The sequence below is a fragment of the Streptomyces sp. NPDC007875 genome (assembly GCF_042868035.1).
Classification (GTDB): domain Bacteria; phylum Actinomycetota; class Actinomycetes; order Streptomycetales; family Streptomycetaceae; genus Streptomyces; species Streptomyces antimycoticus.
Genome location: NZ_JBIADZ010000001.1, coordinates 765,069 through 782,662 on the forward strand (window position 1 = coordinate 765,069; position 17,594 = coordinate 782,662).

The following is a 17,594-nucleotide window of genomic DNA, read 5'->3' on the forward strand; positions in this document are numbered from 1 at the left end:
GCACGGCTGTCAGGGACCGTGCCGCACAAGCGGTCAGTGGACGCCGGCCGCCATCACGGGGCGGCGGGCGCGGTCGGGTCCGGCGTGCAGGACGCCGGCGCTCACGGCGGTGGTCGCGCACAGCAGGGTCAACAGGACGAAGGCGTGGTTGAGGGCGACGACGTGGGTCAGCCAGCCGATCACGGCCGGGCCGGCGAGCATGCCGACGTAGCCGAGTCCGGCGACGCGGGAGACGTTGGCCCCGGCGGCGGAGGGGTCGGCGTGGCCGGCCGCGCTGAACAGCTGCGGGACGCAGCCGGACAGCCCCAGCCCGAACAGCGTCCAGCCGGTGAACACCGCCCACATCCACGGGCCCAGGGCCACGAGGGTGATGCCGACGGCGGCCACAGCCGCGCCATGACGCAGGATCGCCAGGGAACCGAACCGGGCGGCGACGCGGTCGGCGAGCAGTCGGCCGACGGTCATGGCCGCGGCGAAGGTGCCGTACGCGAAGGCCGCCGCACCGGCGGACGCACCCATGACGTCCTTCAGGTGCAGGGCGCTCCAGTCGTTGGCGGCGCCCTCGCACAGCATCACCATCAGCGCCAGGACGGCCAGCAGCCAGACCCGGCCCGTGCTGCCGGCGCCCTCGGCGGGCAGTGACGTCCCGGCCTTCTCCGCAAAGCCCGCGCTCGGCATCGTAGGGGTCGGGCAGTTCCTGGTCGCGCTGGTCTTCGGCGAGGTCGTCTCGCAGTTCCCGCTCGCGGGCGGGCTCTACCAGTGGGTCAGACGACTGTGGAACGGGCGATATGCCTGGTTCAACGCCTGGATCTACATATGCACCATCACCATCGGCATCACCAGCACCGCACTCTTCAGCTCGGACTTCCTGGCCAGCCTCTTCGCCGGAACCGCCGACGCGCCCGGCATCAGCTCCACCCCCACCCAGCGCCTGTGGATCGCGATCGGCATGACCGTCATCTGCCTGATCTGCAACTGCTTCGGCACCAGGACACTGGCTCTGATCTCGAAGATCGGACTTGCCGCGGAGCTGATCGGCATCGTTCTCGTGGGCCTCTACCTGCTGATCTTCGAACGGCACAACTCCGTCTCGGTCTTCTTCCAGACCAGCAGTTCCAACCACGACAACTACCTCGTGGCCTTCATCGCCGCCTCGCTCGTCGGGCTCTTCCTCTTCTACGGCTTCGAGGCATGCGGCGAGATCGCGGAGGAGGTCCCCAATCCCTCCCGCAGCATCCCGCGGGCCATGCAGCTGACCGTGGCCGTCGGTGGAGTGGCCGCGCTCCTCGCGTTCGTCGGTTACGCCCTCGCGGCTCCGGACCTCGCTTCGATCCTCTCGGGCAAGGACACCAACCCGATCCCCTCGATCCTGCAGAGCTCGCTCGGCATCGTGGGCACGAAGGCGGTGCTCGCGGTCACCATCACGTCCTTCATCGCTGGCGTGATGAGCCAGCAGGCCGCCGCGAGCCGGATCGTCTTCTCCTTCGCCCGCGACGACATGTTCCCGGGATCCCGCGTCTTCTCGCAGATCTCCCGCAAGCGCCGCGTCCCCATGAACGCGTTGCTGGCCGTGAACGTCGTCCCGGTGCTGATCTACGTGTTCGTCTACTTCTCGCCCGACTCCCTCACCAAGATCGTGTCGTTCCAGGTGCTGGCCGGATACGCGGCGTTCATGATGGTCGTACTGGCCGCGCTGCGGATGCGCCTGAAGGGCTGGCGTCCCGCCGGAGCCTGGAGCCTCGGCCGCTGGGGATTCGTGGTCAACGTGGCGGCCCTGGTCTACGGCGTGCTCGGGATGGTTCTTCTCGCTCTGCCCACCGGCGGCTCGGGAACCTCGTTCGTGGACCAGTGGATCGCACTCGTCGGTTTCCTCGTCGTCTCGGCCGTGGGTCTGGTGTATCTGCTGACCATGAAGCCGGACCGCAAGTCGACCGCGCCGGAAGGCGACGCCATGGAGGTGGCCGAGCGCCTGCGCAGCCGCGCCGCGGCCCTTGAGAGCACGACCGGAGGGAACCCCGCATGACACGCGTCCTGTATCTGTACGGAGGCTGGCCGGGGCACAAGCCCTACCAGGTGGCCGAGGGGTGGGCCCTCCCGATCTTCAAGAGCCTCGGATTCGACGTCGACGAGACCAACGACATCTTCTCGCTCGACGCCGACCTCACCGGCTACGACCTCATCGCGCTCAACTGGAACAACGCCCTGCTGTCCGAGGGGCTGACCGCCGCCCAGGAGTCGAACCTGCTTGGGGCGGTGGAGAGCGGCACCGGGATCGCCGCCTGGCACGGCGCGGCTGCCGCGTTCCGCACCAGCCTCAAGTACCACTGGCTGCTCGGCGGCAGCTTCCTCGAACACCCCGCGGGCGAAGGCGTGAAGTACCCCTACGAGGTCACCGTCACGGACACCGGCCACCCGATCACCGCCGGGGTGAAGGACTTCCGGGTCGCGTCGGAGCAGTACTACATGTCCGTCGACCCCAACAACCACGTCCTGGCCGAGTCCACCTTCACCGGCGAACACCTGGCGTGGCTGGAGGGAAAGACGATCCCTCAGGCATGGACCCGCACCTGGGGCGAGGGCCGCGTCTTCTACAGCGCGGTCGGACACGACCTCGACGACCTCCAGAACCCGGACGTCACCCGCCTGTGCACCCAGGGCTTCGCCTGGGCCGCCCGTCAGAACGCCTGATCCCACCGTCCGATCCGAGCTGATTGGGAACACACCATGCCTGTCCTCACCGGAGGCCAGATCGTCGCACGGACCCTGCGCAACTACGGGGTCGACGTCGTCGCCGGTATCCCCGGCCACGGCATCTGGTCACTGACCGACGCCTTCCTGGACGACGAGTCCAGGATCCCCTTCATCCAGACCTTCCACGAGCAGAGCGCTGTCCACCTCGCCGACGGCTACTACCGCGTCACCGGCCGCCCGCAGGCCGCGGTGACCTCCATCGGCGCCGGCGCGAGCAACACCGTCATCGGCATGGGCACCGCGTTCACGGACTCCACCAGTGTCCTCGTCGTCACGGGCGGCCCGCCGACCCACATGCGCGGCCACGGACTGCTGCAGGAACTCGACCGCTACACGGCGAACGACTTCCCCAAGGTGGCCGAGGCCGTCAGCAAACGGCACTGGGTCGTCACCCGGGTCGAGGAGCTCCCCTTCGTCCTGCACCGTTGTTTCAACTCCATGCTGACCGGCCGCCCGGGCCCGGTGCACCTCGAAGTCCCCATGGACGTACAGGCCGAGGCGGCGGACGTGCAGCTTCACGACCTGGAGCGGCGCATCCCGGTCGGCCGCCAGCACCCCGACCCGGAAGCCGTGGAGCGTGCGGTCGACGTGCTGCGCGCGGCCACCCGGCCGGTCATCGTGGTCGGCGGCGGTGCGATCACGTCCGAGGCGTCCGACCAGGTCCTCGCGCTCGCCGAGCGGTGGCAGATCCCGGTCGTCACCACCTGGAACGGCAAGAGCGCCTTCCCCGAGGACCACGAGCTGTTCGCCGGCAGTGTCGGCCAGACCGGCACGATGACCGGCAACGCGATCGCCAGCTCCGCCGACGTCGTCATCTCCGTCGGCTGCCGCTTCACCGACTGGTCCGCCTCCAGCTACGCCAAGGGCATCAGCTTCTCCATCCCGCCCGCGAAGCTCATCCACATCGACATCGACCCGCACGAGATCGGCAAGAACTACCCCGCCGAAGTGGGCATCGTCGCGGACGCGCAGCGAGCCGTGGCAGCCATCGTCGACTCCCTCCCCAGCAAGGGCGTAGACCGCTCCGAGTACCTGGCCGAACTCGCAAGCCTCAAGCAGGACTGGGAGGAGAAGCTCGCCGGCCGCCGTGACAGCGACCGCTTCCCGTTCACCTCGCAGCGCCCGCTCGGCGCCCTGCGCTCCGTGCTCCCGCGCGATGCGATCATCGTCGCCGGGTCGGGCAACACCCAAGGGGCGGTCAAGCAGACCTTCCCCGTCTACTCGCCGCGCACCCACCTCACCTCCGGCGGCTTCTCCTCCATGGGCTGGGCCATCCCGGCGGCCATCGGCGCCAAACTCGCCCGACCGGACAGCCCGGTCGTGTGTGTCCTCGGCGACGGCGACTTCCTCATGACCTCCCAGGAGATCGCCCTGAGCGTCACCGCCGGCGCACCGGTGATCTTCGTCGTCCAGAACAACGCGGGCTACATGTCCATCCGCGGTGGCCAGCGCAAGCAGACCTCGCGCCACATCGGGACCGAGTTTTCCCACCCCGACGGCTCGCCGTACAGCCCCGACTTCGCGGCCATGGGCCGGGCCTTCGGCATCGAGTCGTGGAAGGTCAACGACGCCGCGTCCCTGGAGCCGACCCTGCGCAAGGCGGTCCAGTCCGGGGCACCCGCCGTGATCGAGGTTCCCACGGACCGCGACGCCGCGGGCCCCTGGGTGCCCGGCTGGTGGGACTTCCCGATCCCGGCGTACATCACCGACGAGCGCCAGGACGAGTACCACCGCACCCGGGCCACCGAACAGCACCTCTGAGACGGCCCCGCGCCCGCCGCAGACGACCGCCCGTGCAGCCGAGACCCGGCCGCACGGGCGGTCGTCATCGCATCCGGGGTGCGTGGACCTGGGTAGGAGCCCCAGCCCCTCAGCACTCGATGATGTTCACCGCGAGCCCGCCCCGGGCCGTCTCCTGGTACTTCACGTTCATGCCGGCGCCAGATGCGATGATCCCCTTGACCCGCGGATTCAAGGTCAGTTTTCTCATCTCTTCCCAGCACCATCCCAGCACGGGAATAAATGAGGAGCCTGACCCCGGAGAGTCAGACCCCTTCCGACCTGCACATTCGCAAGATCAGCGACGTGGTGATAAGTCAGCCGCTACACATTGAACCTGAACTCCACCACGTCCCCGTCCCGCATCACATAGTCCTTGCCCTCCATGCGCGCCTTACCGGCCGCGCGGGCCTCGGCGACGGAGCCCGTCTCGACCAGGTCCTCGTAGGAGATGACCTCGGCCTTGATGAAGCCCTTCTGGAAGTCGGTGTGGATCACACCGGCCGCCTCGGGGGCCGTGGCGCCCTTCTTGATGGTCCAGGCGCGGGATTCCTTGGGGCCGGCGGTGAGGTAGGTCTGCAGGCCCAGGGTGTCGAAGCCGACGTGGGCGAGGGTGGCGAGGCCGGGTTCCTCCTGGCCTACGGACTGGAGGAGCTCGAGGGCCTCGTCCTCGTCCAGCTCGGCGAGGTCGGCCTCCAGCTTGGCGTTGAGGAAGATCGCCTCGGCGGGGGCGACGAGGGCGCGCTGCTCGGCCTTGAAGGACTCGTCGGTGAGCTCGTCCTCGTCGACGTTGAAGACGTAGAGGAAGGGCTTGGTGGTGAGCAGGTGCAGCTCGTGGAGGAGGGCGGCGCGCTCGCTGCCCTGGACGATGCCGGCGGAGAAGAGGGTGCGGCCCTCGTCGAGGATGGCCTTGGCCTCCTCGACGGCCTTGACCTGGGGCTGCTTGTCCTTCTTGATCCGGGACTCCTTGACCAGGCGCGGCAGCACCTTCTCGATGGTCTGGAGGTCGGCGAGGATCAGCTCGGTGTTGATCGTCTCGATGTCGCTCTTCGGCGAGATCTTGCCGTCGACATGGACGACGTTCTCGTCCTTGAAGGCGCGGATGACCTGGCAGATGGCGTCGGACTCACGGATGTTCGCCAGGAACTTGTTGCCCAGGCCCTCGCCCTCCGAGGCGCCCTTGACGATGCCCGCGATGTCGACGAAGTCGACGGTGGCGGGCAGCTTGCGGGCCGAGCCGAAGATCTCGGCGAGCTTGTCCAGGCGGGGGTCGGGGACGCCGACCACGCCGACGTTGGGCTCGATGGTGGCGAACGGGTAGTTGGCCGCCAGCACGTCGTTCTTGGTCAGGGCGTTGAAAAGGGTCGACTTGCCGACATTCGGCAGACCGACGATTCCGATCGTGAGCGACACGTTGGCGACTTCCCGTAACTTCCCGTGGTCGGGATGTGAGGACAGAGGACGGACCCCGGCGGGGCCGGTCCACCAGTCTACGGGGCCGCCCCCGACCACCCGGCCGATCACCCGGCCGGGCTGACAATCGGTCGAACACACTGCCAAGGTCCTGCGAAGGGCGTGTCCAAGACCGGATTCCCGCCCTCCGGCCGCCTACGTTGGTCGGGTGGAGCAATACAGCACGCGTACGCCGCGCCGCGCGGCGGCCCCGCCGCCCCGCCCGGCCGCGGACGACACGTATACCGGCCGGAGCCGAGGCACGGGTCAGGGCCGTGGACGGCCCGGCGGCCCGATCCGGGACGCCCGGCCGCCCGCGCGCCGGACGGGGCCGTCCGGTCCGGCCGCGGCGCTGCCCGCCGCGCTGCGGCGGGCCCGGGGGCTGTCCCTCCCGGACCCCCGGCTGACCGGGCTGGGCGCGGGGCTGCTGACCGCGCTCACGATGCTGGGCATCGGCTGCCTGGACGCGCTGCTGTTCTCCGGCTCGCCCGCCGTCTACAGCGTGCTCTTCCTGCCGGCCTGCGCGGCCTGCGGGATGTGGGTGCGCCCCGCCGATCTGCTGGCGGCGCCGGTGACGGCGCCGCTGGCCTATACGGTCGGGCTGCTGCCGATCAACGACGGTTCCGCGGGGTTCAGCGGACAGGCGGTGGGGGTGTTCACCGCGCTGTCGCTGCAGGCCGGCTGGCTCTACGCGGGCACGCTGCTGACCGTGGTGATCGTGCTCGTACGGCGGGCCGTGCTGGTCACCCGGCGTCGTCGGCAGCAGCGGCCGCGGCCATCGCGGCACCCACGATCCCCGCATTATTCTGCAGCTGCGCAGGCACGATCTCGGCCCTGACGCCCTCGATCAGCGGCAGGAACTTGTCCGCCTTACGGCTCACCCCGCCGCCCAGCACGAAGAGCTCCGGTGAGAAGAGCATCTCCAGATGATGGAGGTACTTCTGCACCCGGCGCGCCCAGTGCGACCAGCTGAGCTCATGATCGTCCTTGACCTTGGTCGAGGCCCGCTTCTCCGCCTCGTGGCCGTCCAGCTCCAGATGGCCCAGCTCGGTGTTGGTGAGCAGATGCCCGTCGGTGAAGAGCGCGCTGCCGATGCCGGTGCCGAGGGTGAGCACGATCACGGTGCCCTTGACGCCGCGGGCGGCGCCGAAGGCCACCTCCGCGACCCCGGCCGCGTCCGCGTCGTTCAGCACCGTGACGGGGCAGCCCAGCCGCTCGCCGAGCTGTGACGCCAGATCGGTGCCGATCCAGCTCTTGTCGACATTCGCGGCGGTAAGGGTGACACCGTTCTTCACCACGCCCGGGAAGGTCACCCCGACCGGCCGCCCGGACCAGTCGAAATGCCGGACGACCTCCACCACACCGTCCAGCACCGCCTCGGGCGTGGACGGATGCGGGGTGAGCACCTTATGGCGCTCCTCCACGAGCTCGCCCCGGTCCAGGTCCACCGGGGCGCCCTTGATGCCCGAACCGCCGATGTCGAGGCCGAACACCTTCGCCGCGGACACCCCCGTGGCCCCCTGGTCCTGCGTCACCGCTGGGATCCCTCCGCCTCGGCGGCGACCGCCGCGGCCTCCGGCTCACCGGCGGACGTCGCGGCCGCTGCCGCCTCCGCCCGCAGGTCCCGGCGCAGCTCCTTGGGGAGCGAGAAGGTCAGGGACTCCTGCATGGGCTGGACGACCTCGACATCGCCGAAGCCGCGCTCGGCCAGCCACTCCAGGACGCCCTCGACGAGCACGTCCGGCACGGAGGCGCCCGAGGTCACGCCGACCGTGGTGACGCCCTCCAGCCATGCCTCGTCGATCTCGCTCGCGTAGTCGACCAGATGGCCGTCCTTGGCGCCCGCGCCGATGGCGACCTCCACCAGCCGCACCGAGTTGGAGGAGTTCTTGGAGCCGACCACGATGACCAGGTCGGACTCGGCGGCCACCTGCTTGACGGCGATCTGGCGGTTCTGGGTGGCGTAGCAGATGTCGTCGCTGGGCGGGCTGATGAGCTGCGGGAAGCGCTCCTTGAGCGCGTCCACGGTCTCCATGGTCTCGTCGACCGAGAGGGTGGTCTGGGAGAGCCAGACGACCTTGGACTCGTCGCGCACGTCGACGTTCTTCACATCGTCGGGGCCGTCGACCAGGGTGATGTGGTCCGGAGCCTCACCGCTGGTGCCGATGACCTCCTCATGGCCCTCGTGACCGATCAGGAGGATGTCGTAGTCCTCCTTGGCGAACCGGACTGCTTCCTTGTGGACCTTGGTCACCAGGGGACAGGTGGCGTCGATGGTGGCCAGCTTGCGCTCGGCGGCCTCCTCGTGGACCACCGGCGCGACACCGTGCGCCGAGAAGATCACGATGGAGCCCTCGGGCACCTCTTCGGTCTCGTCGACGAAGATGGCGCCCTTTTTCTCCAGGGTCCGGACGACGTACTTGTTGTGGACGATCTCCTTGCGCACATAGATCGGCGCGCCGTACTGCTCCAGGGCCTTCTCGACGGCGATCACGGCACGGTCGACACCGGCACAGTAGCCACGGGGGGCCGCGAGCAGGACCCGGCGGGCGGAGGTTGCAGTCATGTCCCCCATGGTAGGGGCGATGACCCCGGGGTCTGTCGGTGGTGACCGATACCCTCGCGGTCATGGCTGTCAACACGTCCGCGGAGGCGCCGATCCCGGTCGGCGAGGTGTCCCGGCTGATCGGGAGCTGGATCGACCGGCTCGGCGCGGTGTGGGTCGAGGGGCAGATCACCCAGCTGTCCCGGCGCCCGGGCGCCGGTGTGGTGTTTCTGACCCTGCGCGACCCCAGTTACGACATCTCGCTGACCGTCACCTGCTTCCGCGCCGTCTTCGACCGGATCGCGGACACGGTCACCGAGGGCGCGCGGGTCGTGGTGCACGCCAAGCCGGAGTGGTACGCGCCGCGGGGCCAGCTGTCCCTGCGGGCCGCCGAGATCCGCCCGGTGGGCGTGGGCGAACTGCTCGCGCGGCTCGAGCAGTTGAAGAAGGCACTGGCGGCGGAGGGGCTGTTCGCGGCCGGCCGCAAGAAGCCGCTGCCCTTTCTGCCGCAGCTGATAGGGCTGGTCTGCGGGCGCGCCTCGGCCGCCGAGCGCGATGTGCTGGAGAACGCACGGCTGCGCTGGCCCGCCGTCCGCTTCGAGGTGCGCAATGTGGCGGTGCAGGGGGTGCACGCGGTGCCGCAGGTGATCGAGGCGGTCAAGGAGCTCGACGCGCTGCCGGAAGTGGATGTGATCGTGGTGGCGCGCGGCGGCGGCAGTGTGGAGGACCTGCTGCCGTTCTCCGATGAGCAGCTGGTGCGGGCGGTGGCAGCGTGCCGTACGCCGGTGGTCTCCGCGATCGGCCATGAGCCGGACTCGCCACTGCTCGACCTGGTCGCCGATCTGCGCGCCTCCACGCCCACCGACGCGGCGAAGAAGATCGTGCCGGACGTGGGCGAGGAGTTGATGCGCGTCCAGCAGCTGCGGGAGCGCGCGCTGCGCAGTGTGCACGGGCTGCTGGACCGGGAGGAGCGGGGGCTGGCCGCCGCGCTGGCCCGGCCGTGCATGCGGGAGCCGCACCGGATGGTGGACGAGCGGGCGGAGCGGATCACGGCGGTGCTGGAGCGCGCCCGCCGCTGCCTGGGCCATTTGCTGGACCGCGCCGACTCCGAGCTGTCCCACACCCAGGCGCGGGTGGTGGCCCTCTCCCCCGCCGCGACGCTGCGACGCGGTTATGCGGTGCTGCAGCATCCCGACGGCTCGGTGGTGCGGGCGGCCGACGAGGTCACGGAGGGCGAGGAGCTGCGGGCCCGGGTCGCCGAGGGCGAGTTCCGGGCGCGCGTCACTGTCGGTCCGGCTGAATAGGGTGAGGGGCATGGCGAAGACGGACGAGCAGGCCCAGCAGACCGCGCAGAGCGCCGCACCGCGGGCGGAGACCACGCTCGGCTATGAGCAGGCGCGGGACGAGCTGGTCGAGGTGGTCCGCCGCCTGGAGGCGGGCGGCACCAGCCTGGAGGAGTCGCTCGCGCTGTGGGAGCGGGGCGAGGAGCTGGCGAAGGTCTGCCGCCGCTGGCTGGAGGGCGCGCGGGCGCGGCTGGACGCGGCGCTGGCGGACGGGACGGATGCGGACGAGGACGGGGACGGCGGGGGCGCCGAAGGCGCGGAGCGCCCGGCGGAGGGATGACCGCCGGCGGTTTACCGCTCACCGCTTACGTCTCACCGCTTATCGCTCACAACTTACCGCTCACCGCTTATTACTCGCCGCCGACCGGCCGGGCTGGGTTGCTGCCCGCCGTCGTACGGCCGCACTCGATCCACCGCGTCCGGCACGGGCGCGCTGCGCACTGTGTGATTCAGAGCACCTTCCGCACACTGCGCCGGCTTTTTAGTTGAACATTAATCTAAGCGCCGTACAGTAGGACCCGTCAGCGATATCCCCGCTTATGCAGAGGTTTCTTCCATGGCACTCGTACTCGACTCCGCCGCTCAGGACCTTCTCTTCCGTGAGGCCCGCACCGCGAACACCTTCACCGACGAGCCGGTGACCGAGGAGCAGGTGCAGGCGATCTACGACCTGATCAAGTACGCGCCGACCGCGTTCAACCAGTCGCCGCTGCGCGTCGTGCTGGTCCGTTCCCCGGAGGCCCGTGAGCGGCTGGTCCAGCACATGGCCGAGGGCAATCAGGCCAAGACCTCCACCGCCCCGCTGGTCGCGATCCTCGCCGCGGACAACGAGTTCCACGAGGAGCTCCCCGCGCTCTTCCCGCACTTCCCGCAGGCCAAGGACGTCTTCTTCTCCGAGCGGGCCGCCCGTGAGCAGGCCGCCGGGCTGAACGCCTCGCTGCAGGCCGGTTACTTCATCCTGGGCATCCGCGCCGCCGGTCTCGCCGCCGGCCCGATGACCGGTTTCGACGCCGCCGGGGTCCAGAAGGAATTCCTGGACGAGGACCACACCCCGCTGGTGGTCATCAACATCGGCAAGCCGGGCGAGGACGCCTGGTTCCCCCGTGGCCCGCGCCTGGACTACGACCAGGTCATCACCACGGTCTGATCGGCCTCAGACCACAGACCACAGACCGAAGGGCGTGGTCCGGACCAGCGGTCCGGACCACGCCCTTCGGCCGTCGCGCTCAGCCCTTCTTCTCGGTGAGCGCGGCGGCCATCTTCGTCAGCTGCCCGTACGACGCCGTCCCGGTGACCACCGTGGTCACGCCCGGCTCCTGGCGCACCAGCGCGTCGTACTTGTCGCCCTCGTAGCGGACCCACTCCTCGCCGTCGATCCGCTGGGTGCGCTTCGTCTCCCGCGCCTGCTGTGTGACCTCTTCCACGAACGGCACGGGCTTGCCGTCGCTCTGCTCGACCGCGACGTACTCCTCGCCCTGGTCGAGGAAGCCGAGGTGCCAGAGCGCGCCGTCCGGCTCGGCGGCCGGGCGGTAGGTCACCGACGTCGCGCGCCAGCCCTTGGGCAGGCTCCCGGGCTCGGGGGCGGCCACCGGGTACGGGGCGGCGCGGCGGGCCGTGTCCAGCTCCACGCGGTAGTCCACCGTCTTCACCCCGGAGCCCTTGGCGCCCTCGTCGTGCGGGATACCGAAGAGGTAGATGGCCGCCGCGACGACGCCGATCGCCGCCAGCGACAGCACCATGTCCCGGACCGTCTCTTTGCCACGCATACCTGCCACGCCCCCTATCGTCCCTCATCCGGTCGCCGCACCTCGCAACAGGGCCGTGCTCATGCGTGGGGCTGTCTGCTCACTTAGCCAATCAGCGGATAAAGTCATGAACACCCTCACCCTCCTAGCCCCCTGCGGGAAGGAGGGACATCCCGGTCCGTCGCCGTACAGAAAGGTGCGCTCCGATGACCGAGCATCATCTCCCCTCCCAGCTCGAGGTCAGCCCCGAGGCTCCCGATCGCAACCTCGCCCTGGAGCTCGTCCGGGTCACCGAGGCGGGTGCCATGGCCTCCGGCCGCTGGGTGGGCCGCGGCGACAAGAACGGCGCCGACGGCGCCGCCGTGAAGGCCATGCGCTCCCTCGTGCACACCGTCTCGATGAACGGCGTCGTCGTCATCGGAGAGGGGGAGAAGGACGAGGCCCCGATGCTCTTCAACGGTGAGCGCGTGGGCGACGGCACCGGCCCGGAGTGCGACGTGGCCGTGGACCCCGTGGACGGCACCACGCTCACCGCGAAGGGCATGGCCAACGCCGTCTCCGTGCTCGCGGTCGCCGAGCGCGGCACCATGTTCGACCCGTCGGCGGTCTTCTACATGGACAAGCTGGTCACCGGGCCCGACGCCGCCGAGTTCGTCGACATCACCGCGCCCCCCGGCGTGAACATCCGCCGGATCGCCAAGGCCAAGAAGTCCAGCCCCGAGGACGTCACGGTCGTGGTCCTCGACCGCCCGCGCCACGAGGGCATCGTCAAGGAGATCCGGGAGGCGGGCGCCCGGATCAAGTTCATCTCCGACGGCGATGTGGCCGGAGCGATCATGGCCGCGCGCGAGAGCACCGGTGTGGACCTGCTGCTGGGCGTCGGCGGTACACCGGAGGGCATCATCGCGGCCTGTGCGATCAAGTGCCTCGGCGGCACCATCCAGGCCAAGCTGTGGCCCAAGGACGACGAGGAGCGGCAGCGCGCCCTCGACGCGGGCCACGACCTCGACCAGGTCCTCGAGACGCACGACCTGGTCAGCGGCGACAATGTGTTCTTCGTCGCGACCGGCATCACGGACGGGGATCTGCTGCGCGGGGTGCGGTACCGCGCGGAGACCGCCACCACCCAGTCGCTGGTCATGCGGTCCAAGTCCGGGACCATCCGGCAGATCGACTCCACCCACCGGCTGGCCAAGCTGCGCGCCTACGCCGCGGTCGACTTCGAACGGCCCAGCTGAGCGCGCGACGGGACATCACGCAGACGGCACGTAATGCCGACGGCACCCAGCGCAGACGGCACATGACAAGGGCCGGGTTCCGCCTCCCGGCGGGCCCGGCCCAGGTCCCGAAGAGTTCAGCCCGCGGCGGCGACCCGCACCGCGCGCTGCAGCTCCGCCTCCCGGCGCCGGCGGCGGGCCAGCACGACCCGGCGCTCGGCCGCGGTCAGCCCGCCCCACACGCCGTACGGCTCGGGCTGCAGCAGTGCGTGCTCCCGGCACTCGACCATGACCGGGCAGCGCGCACAGACGCGCTTGGCGGCCTCTTCCCGCGACAGCCTGGCAGCCGTGGGCTCCTTGGAAGGAGCGAAGAACAGCCCGGCCTCGTCGCGTCGGCACACCGCCTCCGAGTGCCAGGGGCCGGCCTGATCCCGCGCGGGGACGCGCTGCGGGGGCACGGCGGCTTCCAGCAGGGGCTGATGCGGTTGCAGCACGGTCTACTCCTGACGACGGCTCCGGTGGTCACCCTTGCCCGCCTCGAGGTGTACGGCCCCGTGAGCACCCCCATCAGCCGTACGAGAGACGATGCACCAAGCCTTACCCGCTGTGCGCGCGCTTATGCACACCGTTGTCCCACCCGGAACTTCCCCCGCACATGCTCGTTCTTCAGGGCTTATGCCCGCAGGTTCTTCAGCCGCTTCCCCCGCTTGGGCTTGGCCTCGACACCCCCGAAGACCGCGAACCCGGTGACGTGGATCACCGGTGCGTCGGGGTCCTGCGCCTCGTACGTCCTGACGTCGAAGCCGCCGAGGATGCCCGCGCCCGAGCCGCGCAGCGAGACGTTCTCCGGGACCTTGATGTCCACCCCGCCGAAGGCGGCCACGACATTGATGACGATCTCCCGGTGCTCGAACACCGCCTCGGTCAGATCGATCTCGACGCCGCCGAAGACCGCCAGGGCGTTCGTACGGCGTCTGACCCGCCAGCGGCCCTTGCGCGTCGAACCGCCGAAGACCGCCACCAGGTTCTCCGACTCGGGCACGGTGCGCGCCCAGTCCGTCTCCGCGTCGTGCGCCGGCGCCGAGCCGGCGCCGCGGGCGGGGGCGACGGGCAGATCGCGCACCAGGGGCTCCAGCTCGCCGAGGATCTTGGCGCGATAGACCGCGTCGATCCGCTCGGCGTGCTCCTCGGGCTGGAGCCGCCCCTCGGCGAGGGCCTCCCGCAGGATGTCCGCGATCCGGTCGCGGTCCGCGTCGGACGCGCGGAGCTCCCCCTCCGCGACGGGCGCGGGCGCCGCGGCCGGAGCCGGGGCCGCGGCCGGAGCCGGGGCCGCGGCCGGAGCCGGGGTCGGAGCCGAGGCGACCCCGGGGGCCGCGGGGGCGGGTGCGAGGGCGGATTTGGTCAGGGGCACGGGCTGCTGCTCATCCACGGACTCAGGGTATCCAGTCGCGATCTATCGCGACTAGGGGACGATCCCTGACGTCTCCCTGATCCTCTCCCCTACCCACCCCCGCGCCCGCTACTGAGCCTTACCTCACAGGTCCCGTTCCGCCGCCCCGTTCTACGCTTATGGACGCGCTGTCGACGAAGTCAGCCGAAGCCCTGTCGAGTGAGGAATGGCCGCGATGCCAGAGTTTGCCTATTCGGACCTGCTGCCCCTAGGAGAAGACACCACGCCGTACCGCCTGGTGACCTCCGACGGCGTGAGCACCTTCGAGGCCGATGGGCGCACCTTCCTGAAGGTCGAGCCGGAGGCGCTGCGCAGGCTCGCGGCCGAGGCGATGCACGACATCTCGCACTATCTGCGCCCCGCCCACCTCGCCCAGCTGCGCCGCATCCTCGACGACCCGGAGGCCAGCGCCAACGACCGCTTCGTCGCGCTGGACCTGCTGAAGAACGCCAACATCGCGGCGGCCGGGGTGCTCCCGATGTGCCAGGACACCGGCACCGCGATCGTCATGGGCAAGCGCGGGCAGAACGTGCTCACCGAAGGCGGCGACGAGGAGGCCCTGTCGCGGGGCGTCTTCGACGCGTACACCAAGCTCAATCTGCGCTACTCCCAGATGGCCCCGCTGACCATGTGGGAGGAGAAGAACACCGGCTCCAACCTGCCCGCGCAGATCGAGCTGTACGCGACCGACGGCGGCGCCTACAAGTTCCTCTTCATGGCCAAGGGCGGCGGCTCGGCCAACAAGTCCTTCCTCTACCAGGAGACGAAGGCGGTGCTGAACGAGGCATCGATGATGAAGTTCCTGGAGGAGAAGATCCGCTCGCTGGGCACGGCCGCCTGCCCGCCGTACCACCTGGCGATCGTGGTCGGCGGCACCAGCGCCGAGTACGCGCTCAAGACCGCCAAGTACGCCTCCGCGCACTACCTGGACGAGCTGCCCGCCGAGGGCTCCCCGACCGGGCACGGCTTCCGCGACAAGGAGCTGGAGGAGAAGGTCTTCGAGCTGACGCAGAAGATCGGGATCGGCGCGCAGTTCGGCGGCAAGTACTTCTGCCATGACGTCCGGGTGGTGCGGCTGCCGCGCCACGGCGCGTCCTGCCCGGTCGCGATCGCGGTCTCCTGCTCCGCCGACCGCCAGGCGCTCGCCAAGATCACGCCGGAGGGTGTCTTCCTGGAGCAGCTGGAGACCGACCCGGCGCGCTTCCTGCCGGAGACGACGGAGGAGGAGCTGACCAAGGGCGCGGGCCCGGACCTGGACGCGGTCGCCATCGACCTCAACCGGCCGATGGACGACGTCCTGGCCGAGCTGACCAGGCACCCGGTCAAGACCCGGCTCTCGCTCACCGGCACGCTGGTCGTCGCCCGGGACATCGCGCACGCGAAGATCAAGGAGCGGCTGGACGCGGGCGAGGAGATGCCCGAGTACCTGAAGAACCACCCGGTCTACTACGCGGGCCCGGCCAAGACCCCCGAGGGCTACGCCTCCGGTTCGTTCGGCCCGACGACGGCGGGCCGGATGGACGCGTACGTCGAGCAGTTCCAGGCGGCGGGCGGCTCGAAGGTCATGCTGGCCAAGGGCAACCGCTCGAAGCAGGTCACCGACGCGTGTGCCGCGCACGGCGGCTTCTATCTGGGCTCGATCGGCGGTCCGGCGGCGCGGCTGGCGCAGGACTGCATCAAGAAGGTCGAGGTTCTCGAGTACGAGGAGCTGGGCATGGAGGCGGTCTGGAGGATCGAGGTCGAGGACTTCCCGGCGTTCATCGTGGTGGACGACAAGGGGAACGACTTCTTCCAGGACCCGGCGCCGCAGCCGACGTTCACGAGTATTCCGGTGCGGGGGCCGGGGGTGGCGTAACGCCTTCGGGGCGGCGGGGCCGGATGCGCCCCCGGCCGCCCTTACCCGTCCCATCCCAGGGGCTCCGCCCCCGGACCCCCGCCCGGCCCGGGACCGGCTCTGTCCTCAAACGCCGGACGGGCTCGGACAGGGGCCCGGGACCAGCCCTGTCCTCGAGCGCGGGACGGGCTGGGACAGGGGCCTGGGCGGGCTGGGCCGTTCAGCCTCTCAGTGCCGCCTCGAAGGCGCCGGGGCGCTGGATGACGCCGCTGCAGCGGGTGTTCGGGACGACGTTCTCAACCGTCTCGGGGCCCGCGGCACCGGCCGTGGGGGCGGCGGGGGTGGCCGACTGGGTCATTTCCGGGGTGCACGGCTGGTCGCGTTCGGCGGACCACATCGACAGCCGTCCGATCCCCTTGTCCGCGGCGAACCGCGCCAGCCCGGACGCGTCCTCCAGCGTGAAGGTCTCGCCGGTGACGTCATTGACCCCGATCATCGGTGTCACGGCGAGCACCTTCCAGGCGGCGGCGTCGGACATGCCGAGCACCTCGCGGATCCGGGCCTGTGCGGCGGTGGCCGCCTGGACGGCGTAGTCGCCCATGTCGCCCGTATGGTCCCCGCTGTAGTTCATCGCCATGATGTTGACGGTCGAGAGGATGACCCCCTCCTGTTTGGCGGCCTCCAACTGGGCGACGCTCTCGGCGGTCAGCCCATCGGGCATGGCGGGCAGGGTGAAGGAGATGTTCAGGCCCTCGTGGGTGCGCTGGATCAGCGCGAGCGCCTGGGCGCGGCGGGCGGCCGCCTCGGTGTTGGCGAGCGCCTCGCCCTCGAGGTCGAAGTCGATCCGGTGCGCCTGGTATCGCTCGATCACCTCGGCGTAGGCGGAGGCGAGTTCGGGGACGTCGGTGCAGACGGTGGCGAGCTCGGTGCCCTCGGCGCCGCCGAAGGAGATCCGTACGTCACCGCCCGCCCGGCGGACGCCCTCGACCCGGGCCTCCAGCGCCTGGTCGTCGAGCGAGGTGCCGCCGTCCCACGCCGGGACGCAACCGTCGCCCGCGACGACGAAGCCCAGGGTGAACTCCTTGACTCCGCGCGCGGCCGCGGCGGCCATGTCGTACCCCGAGTCCGACCAGGCGTTGACGTACGGCACGAACTCGGCGGGTGGCCTCGCCGCGGGGGGCTGCGACGCCTGCGGCTGTGAGGGCGCGGCGTGCGGCTCGGGCGACTGTTTGTGGTGTCCCGCCCATACGGCGATGGTGGCGCAGACCACCGCGCCGGCCACGGCGATTCCGCTCATGCGGGGGCTGGCCCTCATGGCTCTGGCTCCTTCTTGCGGTCCGGTACGAGGCGCCGGGGGCTGCGCCGCCCGTGCCGTTCTCCTCGCCAAACCTCGCATATTCGGTGAAGCCTACTGAACTATGACACACCGCATGTTTGACTTATATGTCGCATGTCGTATTTTCTGCATTAGCCTCTTC

General features: G+C 70.2%; 16 protein-coding genes and 1 pseudogene. 9 read left to right on the plus strand and 8 right to left on the minus strand.

What is annotated here, in order from left to right; all coding sequences use genetic code 11:
- Positions 1-33: 33 nt before the first annotated feature.
- A pseudogene (locus ACFYOY_RS03320) lies at positions 34-660 on the minus strand (MFS transporter); the annotation flags it as partial.
- Here ACFYOY_RS03320 and ACFYOY_RS03325 point away from each other — a divergent pair.
- The 3 genes from ACFYOY_RS03325 to ACFYOY_RS03335 are packed head-to-tail and all read left to right on the plus strand — an operon-like array spanning position 614 to position 4,512.
- Positions 614-2,023 carry an APC family permease gene (locus tag ACFYOY_RS03325; RefSeq protein WP_388584465.1) on the plus strand — a complete coding sequence of 470 codons (1,410 nt, stop codon included), beginning with the start codon at positions 614-616 and terminating at the stop codon, positions 2,021-2,023. The pseudogene ACFYOY_RS03320 and the gene ACFYOY_RS03325 sit on opposite strands and share 47 nt — an antisense overlap.
- A complete protein-coding gene (locus tag ACFYOY_RS03330) occupies positions 2,020-2,688 on the plus strand; it encodes a ThuA domain-containing protein (protein WP_388584468.1) in 669 nt (222 codons plus the stop codon). Before ACFYOY_RS03325 ends, ACFYOY_RS03330 begins: the two co-directional genes overlap by 4 nt.
- A 36-nt stretch (positions 2,689-2,724) precedes the next feature.
- Complete coding sequence (locus tag ACFYOY_RS03335; protein ID WP_388584471.1) at positions 2,725-4,512, plus strand: thiamine pyrophosphate-binding protein; 1,788 nt, start codon at positions 2,725-2,727, stop codon at positions 4,510-4,512.
- Positions 4,513-4,854: 342 nt separating this feature from the next.
- On the opposite strand, the gene ychF is transcribed toward ACFYOY_RS03335, so the two are convergent.
- On the minus strand, positions 4,855-5,943 hold the full coding sequence (gene ychF, locus ACFYOY_RS03340) for a redox-regulated ATPase YchF (protein ID WP_351887215.1): 1,089 nt from the start codon (positions 5,941-5,943) through the stop codon (positions 4,855-4,857).
- Positions 5,944-6,151: 208 nt separating this feature from the next.
- Between ychF and ACFYOY_RS03345 the strand changes: the two genes are divergently transcribed.
- Positions 6,152-6,820, plus strand: coding sequence for a DUF6542 domain-containing protein (locus tag ACFYOY_RS03345; protein ID WP_351887212.1), 669 nt, complete (start codon positions 6,152-6,154; stop codon positions 6,818-6,820).
- Here the strand turns inward: ACFYOY_RS03345 and ppgK are convergent.
- Entirely contained in the window at positions 6,726-7,517 is a 792-nt protein-coding gene (ppgK, locus tag ACFYOY_RS03350; protein ID WP_351887209.1) for a polyphosphate--glucose phosphotransferase, read from the minus strand. The genes ACFYOY_RS03345 and ppgK overlap by 95 nt on opposite strands.
- On the minus strand, positions 7,514-8,557 hold the full coding sequence (locus ACFYOY_RS03355; protein ID WP_351887206.1) for a 4-hydroxy-3-methylbut-2-enyl diphosphate reductase: 1,044 nt from the start codon (positions 8,555-8,557) through the stop codon (positions 7,514-7,516). Before ACFYOY_RS03355 ends, ppgK begins: the two co-directional genes overlap by 4 nt.
- Before the next feature lie 53 nt (positions 8,558-8,610).
- On the opposite strand from ACFYOY_RS03355, the gene xseA reads away from it, so the two are divergent.
- The 3 genes from xseA to ACFYOY_RS03370 all read left to right on the plus strand — a co-directional run bounded on the left by xseA (position 8,611) and on the right by ACFYOY_RS03370 (position 11,017).
- Positions 8,611-9,831, plus strand: coding sequence for an exodeoxyribonuclease VII large subunit (gene xseA, locus ACFYOY_RS03360; protein WP_351887203.1), 1,221 nt, complete (start codon positions 8,611-8,613; stop codon positions 9,829-9,831).
- 10 nt (positions 9,832-9,841) lie between these two features.
- The gene (locus tag ACFYOY_RS03365) at positions 9,842-10,150 is read left to right on the plus strand and encodes an exodeoxyribonuclease VII small subunit (protein WP_351887200.1); all 309 of its coding nucleotides are present in this window, start codon (positions 9,842-9,844) and stop codon (positions 10,148-10,150) included.
- 276 nt (positions 10,151-10,426) lie between these two features.
- The gene (locus ACFYOY_RS03370; RefSeq protein ID WP_351887197.1) at positions 10,427-11,017 is read left to right on the plus strand and encodes a malonic semialdehyde reductase; all 591 of its coding nucleotides are present in this window, start codon (positions 10,427-10,429) and stop codon (positions 11,015-11,017) included.
- Positions 11,018-11,096: 79 nt separating this feature from the next.
- On the opposite strand, the gene ACFYOY_RS03375 is transcribed toward ACFYOY_RS03370, so the two are convergent.
- On the minus strand, positions 11,097-11,636 hold the full coding sequence (locus tag ACFYOY_RS03375) for a DUF4245 domain-containing protein (protein ID WP_351887307.1): 540 nt from the start codon (positions 11,634-11,636) through the stop codon (positions 11,097-11,099).
- A gap of 185 nt (positions 11,637-11,821) precedes the next feature.
- Between ACFYOY_RS03375 and glpX the strand changes: the two genes are divergently transcribed.
- On the plus strand, positions 11,822-12,853 hold the full coding sequence (gene glpX / locus ACFYOY_RS03380; RefSeq protein ID WP_351887194.1) for a class II fructose-bisphosphatase: 1,032 nt from the start codon (positions 11,822-11,824) through the stop codon (positions 12,851-12,853).
- 116 nt (positions 12,854-12,969) lie between these two features.
- Here the strand turns inward: glpX and ACFYOY_RS03385 are convergent, their stop codons facing one another.
- On the minus strand, positions 12,970-13,326 hold the full coding sequence (locus ACFYOY_RS03385; protein WP_020868722.1) for a WhiB family transcriptional regulator: 357 nt from the start codon (positions 13,324-13,326) through the stop codon (positions 12,970-12,972).
- A 179-nt stretch (positions 13,327-13,505) separates the two neighbouring features.
- A complete protein-coding gene (locus tag ACFYOY_RS03390) occupies positions 13,506-14,261 on the minus strand; it encodes a DUF1707 domain-containing protein (protein WP_388584479.1) in 756 nt (251 codons plus the stop codon).
- 187 nt (positions 14,262-14,448) lie between these two features.
- On the opposite strand from ACFYOY_RS03390, the gene ACFYOY_RS03395 reads away from it, so the two are divergent.
- Positions 14,449-16,137 (plus strand): fumarate hydratase, encoded by a 1,689-nt coding sequence (locus ACFYOY_RS03395; RefSeq protein WP_351887188.1) that lies wholly within the window; start codon positions 14,449-14,451, stop codon positions 16,135-16,137.
- Between the two features lie 199 nt (positions 16,138-16,336).
- Here the strand turns inward: ACFYOY_RS03395 and ACFYOY_RS03400 are convergent, their stop codons facing one another.
- Positions 16,337-17,431 carry a chitinase gene (locus tag ACFYOY_RS03400; RefSeq protein ID WP_351887185.1) on the minus strand — a complete coding sequence of 365 codons (1,095 nt, stop codon included), beginning with the start codon at positions 17,429-17,431 and terminating at the stop codon, positions 16,337-16,339.
- Between the last annotated feature and the right edge of the window lie 163 nt (positions 17,432-17,594).

What these genes read in the sequence shown, in the direction of transcription:
- ACFYOY_RS03370 (WP_351887197.1), top strand. Translation starts at nt 10,427, where the DNA reads ATGGCACTCGTACTCGACTCCGCCGCTCAGGACCTTCTCTTCCGTGAG.
- ACFYOY_RS03330 (WP_388584468.1), top strand. Translation starts at nt 2,020, where the DNA reads ATGACACGCGTCCTGTATCTGTACGGAGGCTGGCCGGGGCACAAGCCC.
- ACFYOY_RS03395 (WP_351887188.1), top strand. Translation starts at nt 14,449, where the DNA reads ATGGCCGCGATGCCAGAGTTTGCCTATTCGGACCTGCTGCCCCTAGGA.
- ACFYOY_RS03335 (WP_388584471.1), top strand. Translation starts at nt 2,725, where the DNA reads ATGCCTGTCCTCACCGGAGGCCAGATCGTCGCACGGACCCTGCGCAAC.
- ACFYOY_RS03400 (WP_351887185.1), bottom strand. Translation starts at nt 17,431, where the DNA reads ATGAGGGCCAGCCCCCGCATGAGCGGAATCGCCGTGGCCGGCGCGGTG.
- ACFYOY_RS03365 (WP_351887200.1), top strand. Translation starts at nt 9,842, where the DNA reads ATGGCGAAGACGGACGAGCAGGCCCAGCAGACCGCGCAGAGCGCCGCA.
- ACFYOY_RS03375 (WP_351887307.1), bottom strand. Translation starts at nt 11,636, where the DNA reads ATGCGTGGCAAAGAGACGGTCCGGGACATGGTGCTGTCGCTGGCGGCG.
- glpX (WP_351887194.1), top strand. Translation starts at nt 11,822, where the DNA reads ATGACCGAGCATCATCTCCCCTCCCAGCTCGAGGTCAGCCCCGAGGCT.
- xseA (WP_351887203.1), top strand. Translation starts at nt 8,611, where the DNA reads ATGGCTGTCAACACGTCCGCGGAGGCGCCGATCCCGGTCGGCGAGGTG.
- ACFYOY_RS03355 (WP_351887206.1), bottom strand. Translation starts at nt 8,557, where the DNA reads ATGGGGGACATGACTGCAACCTCCGCCCGCCGGGTCCTGCTCGCGGCC.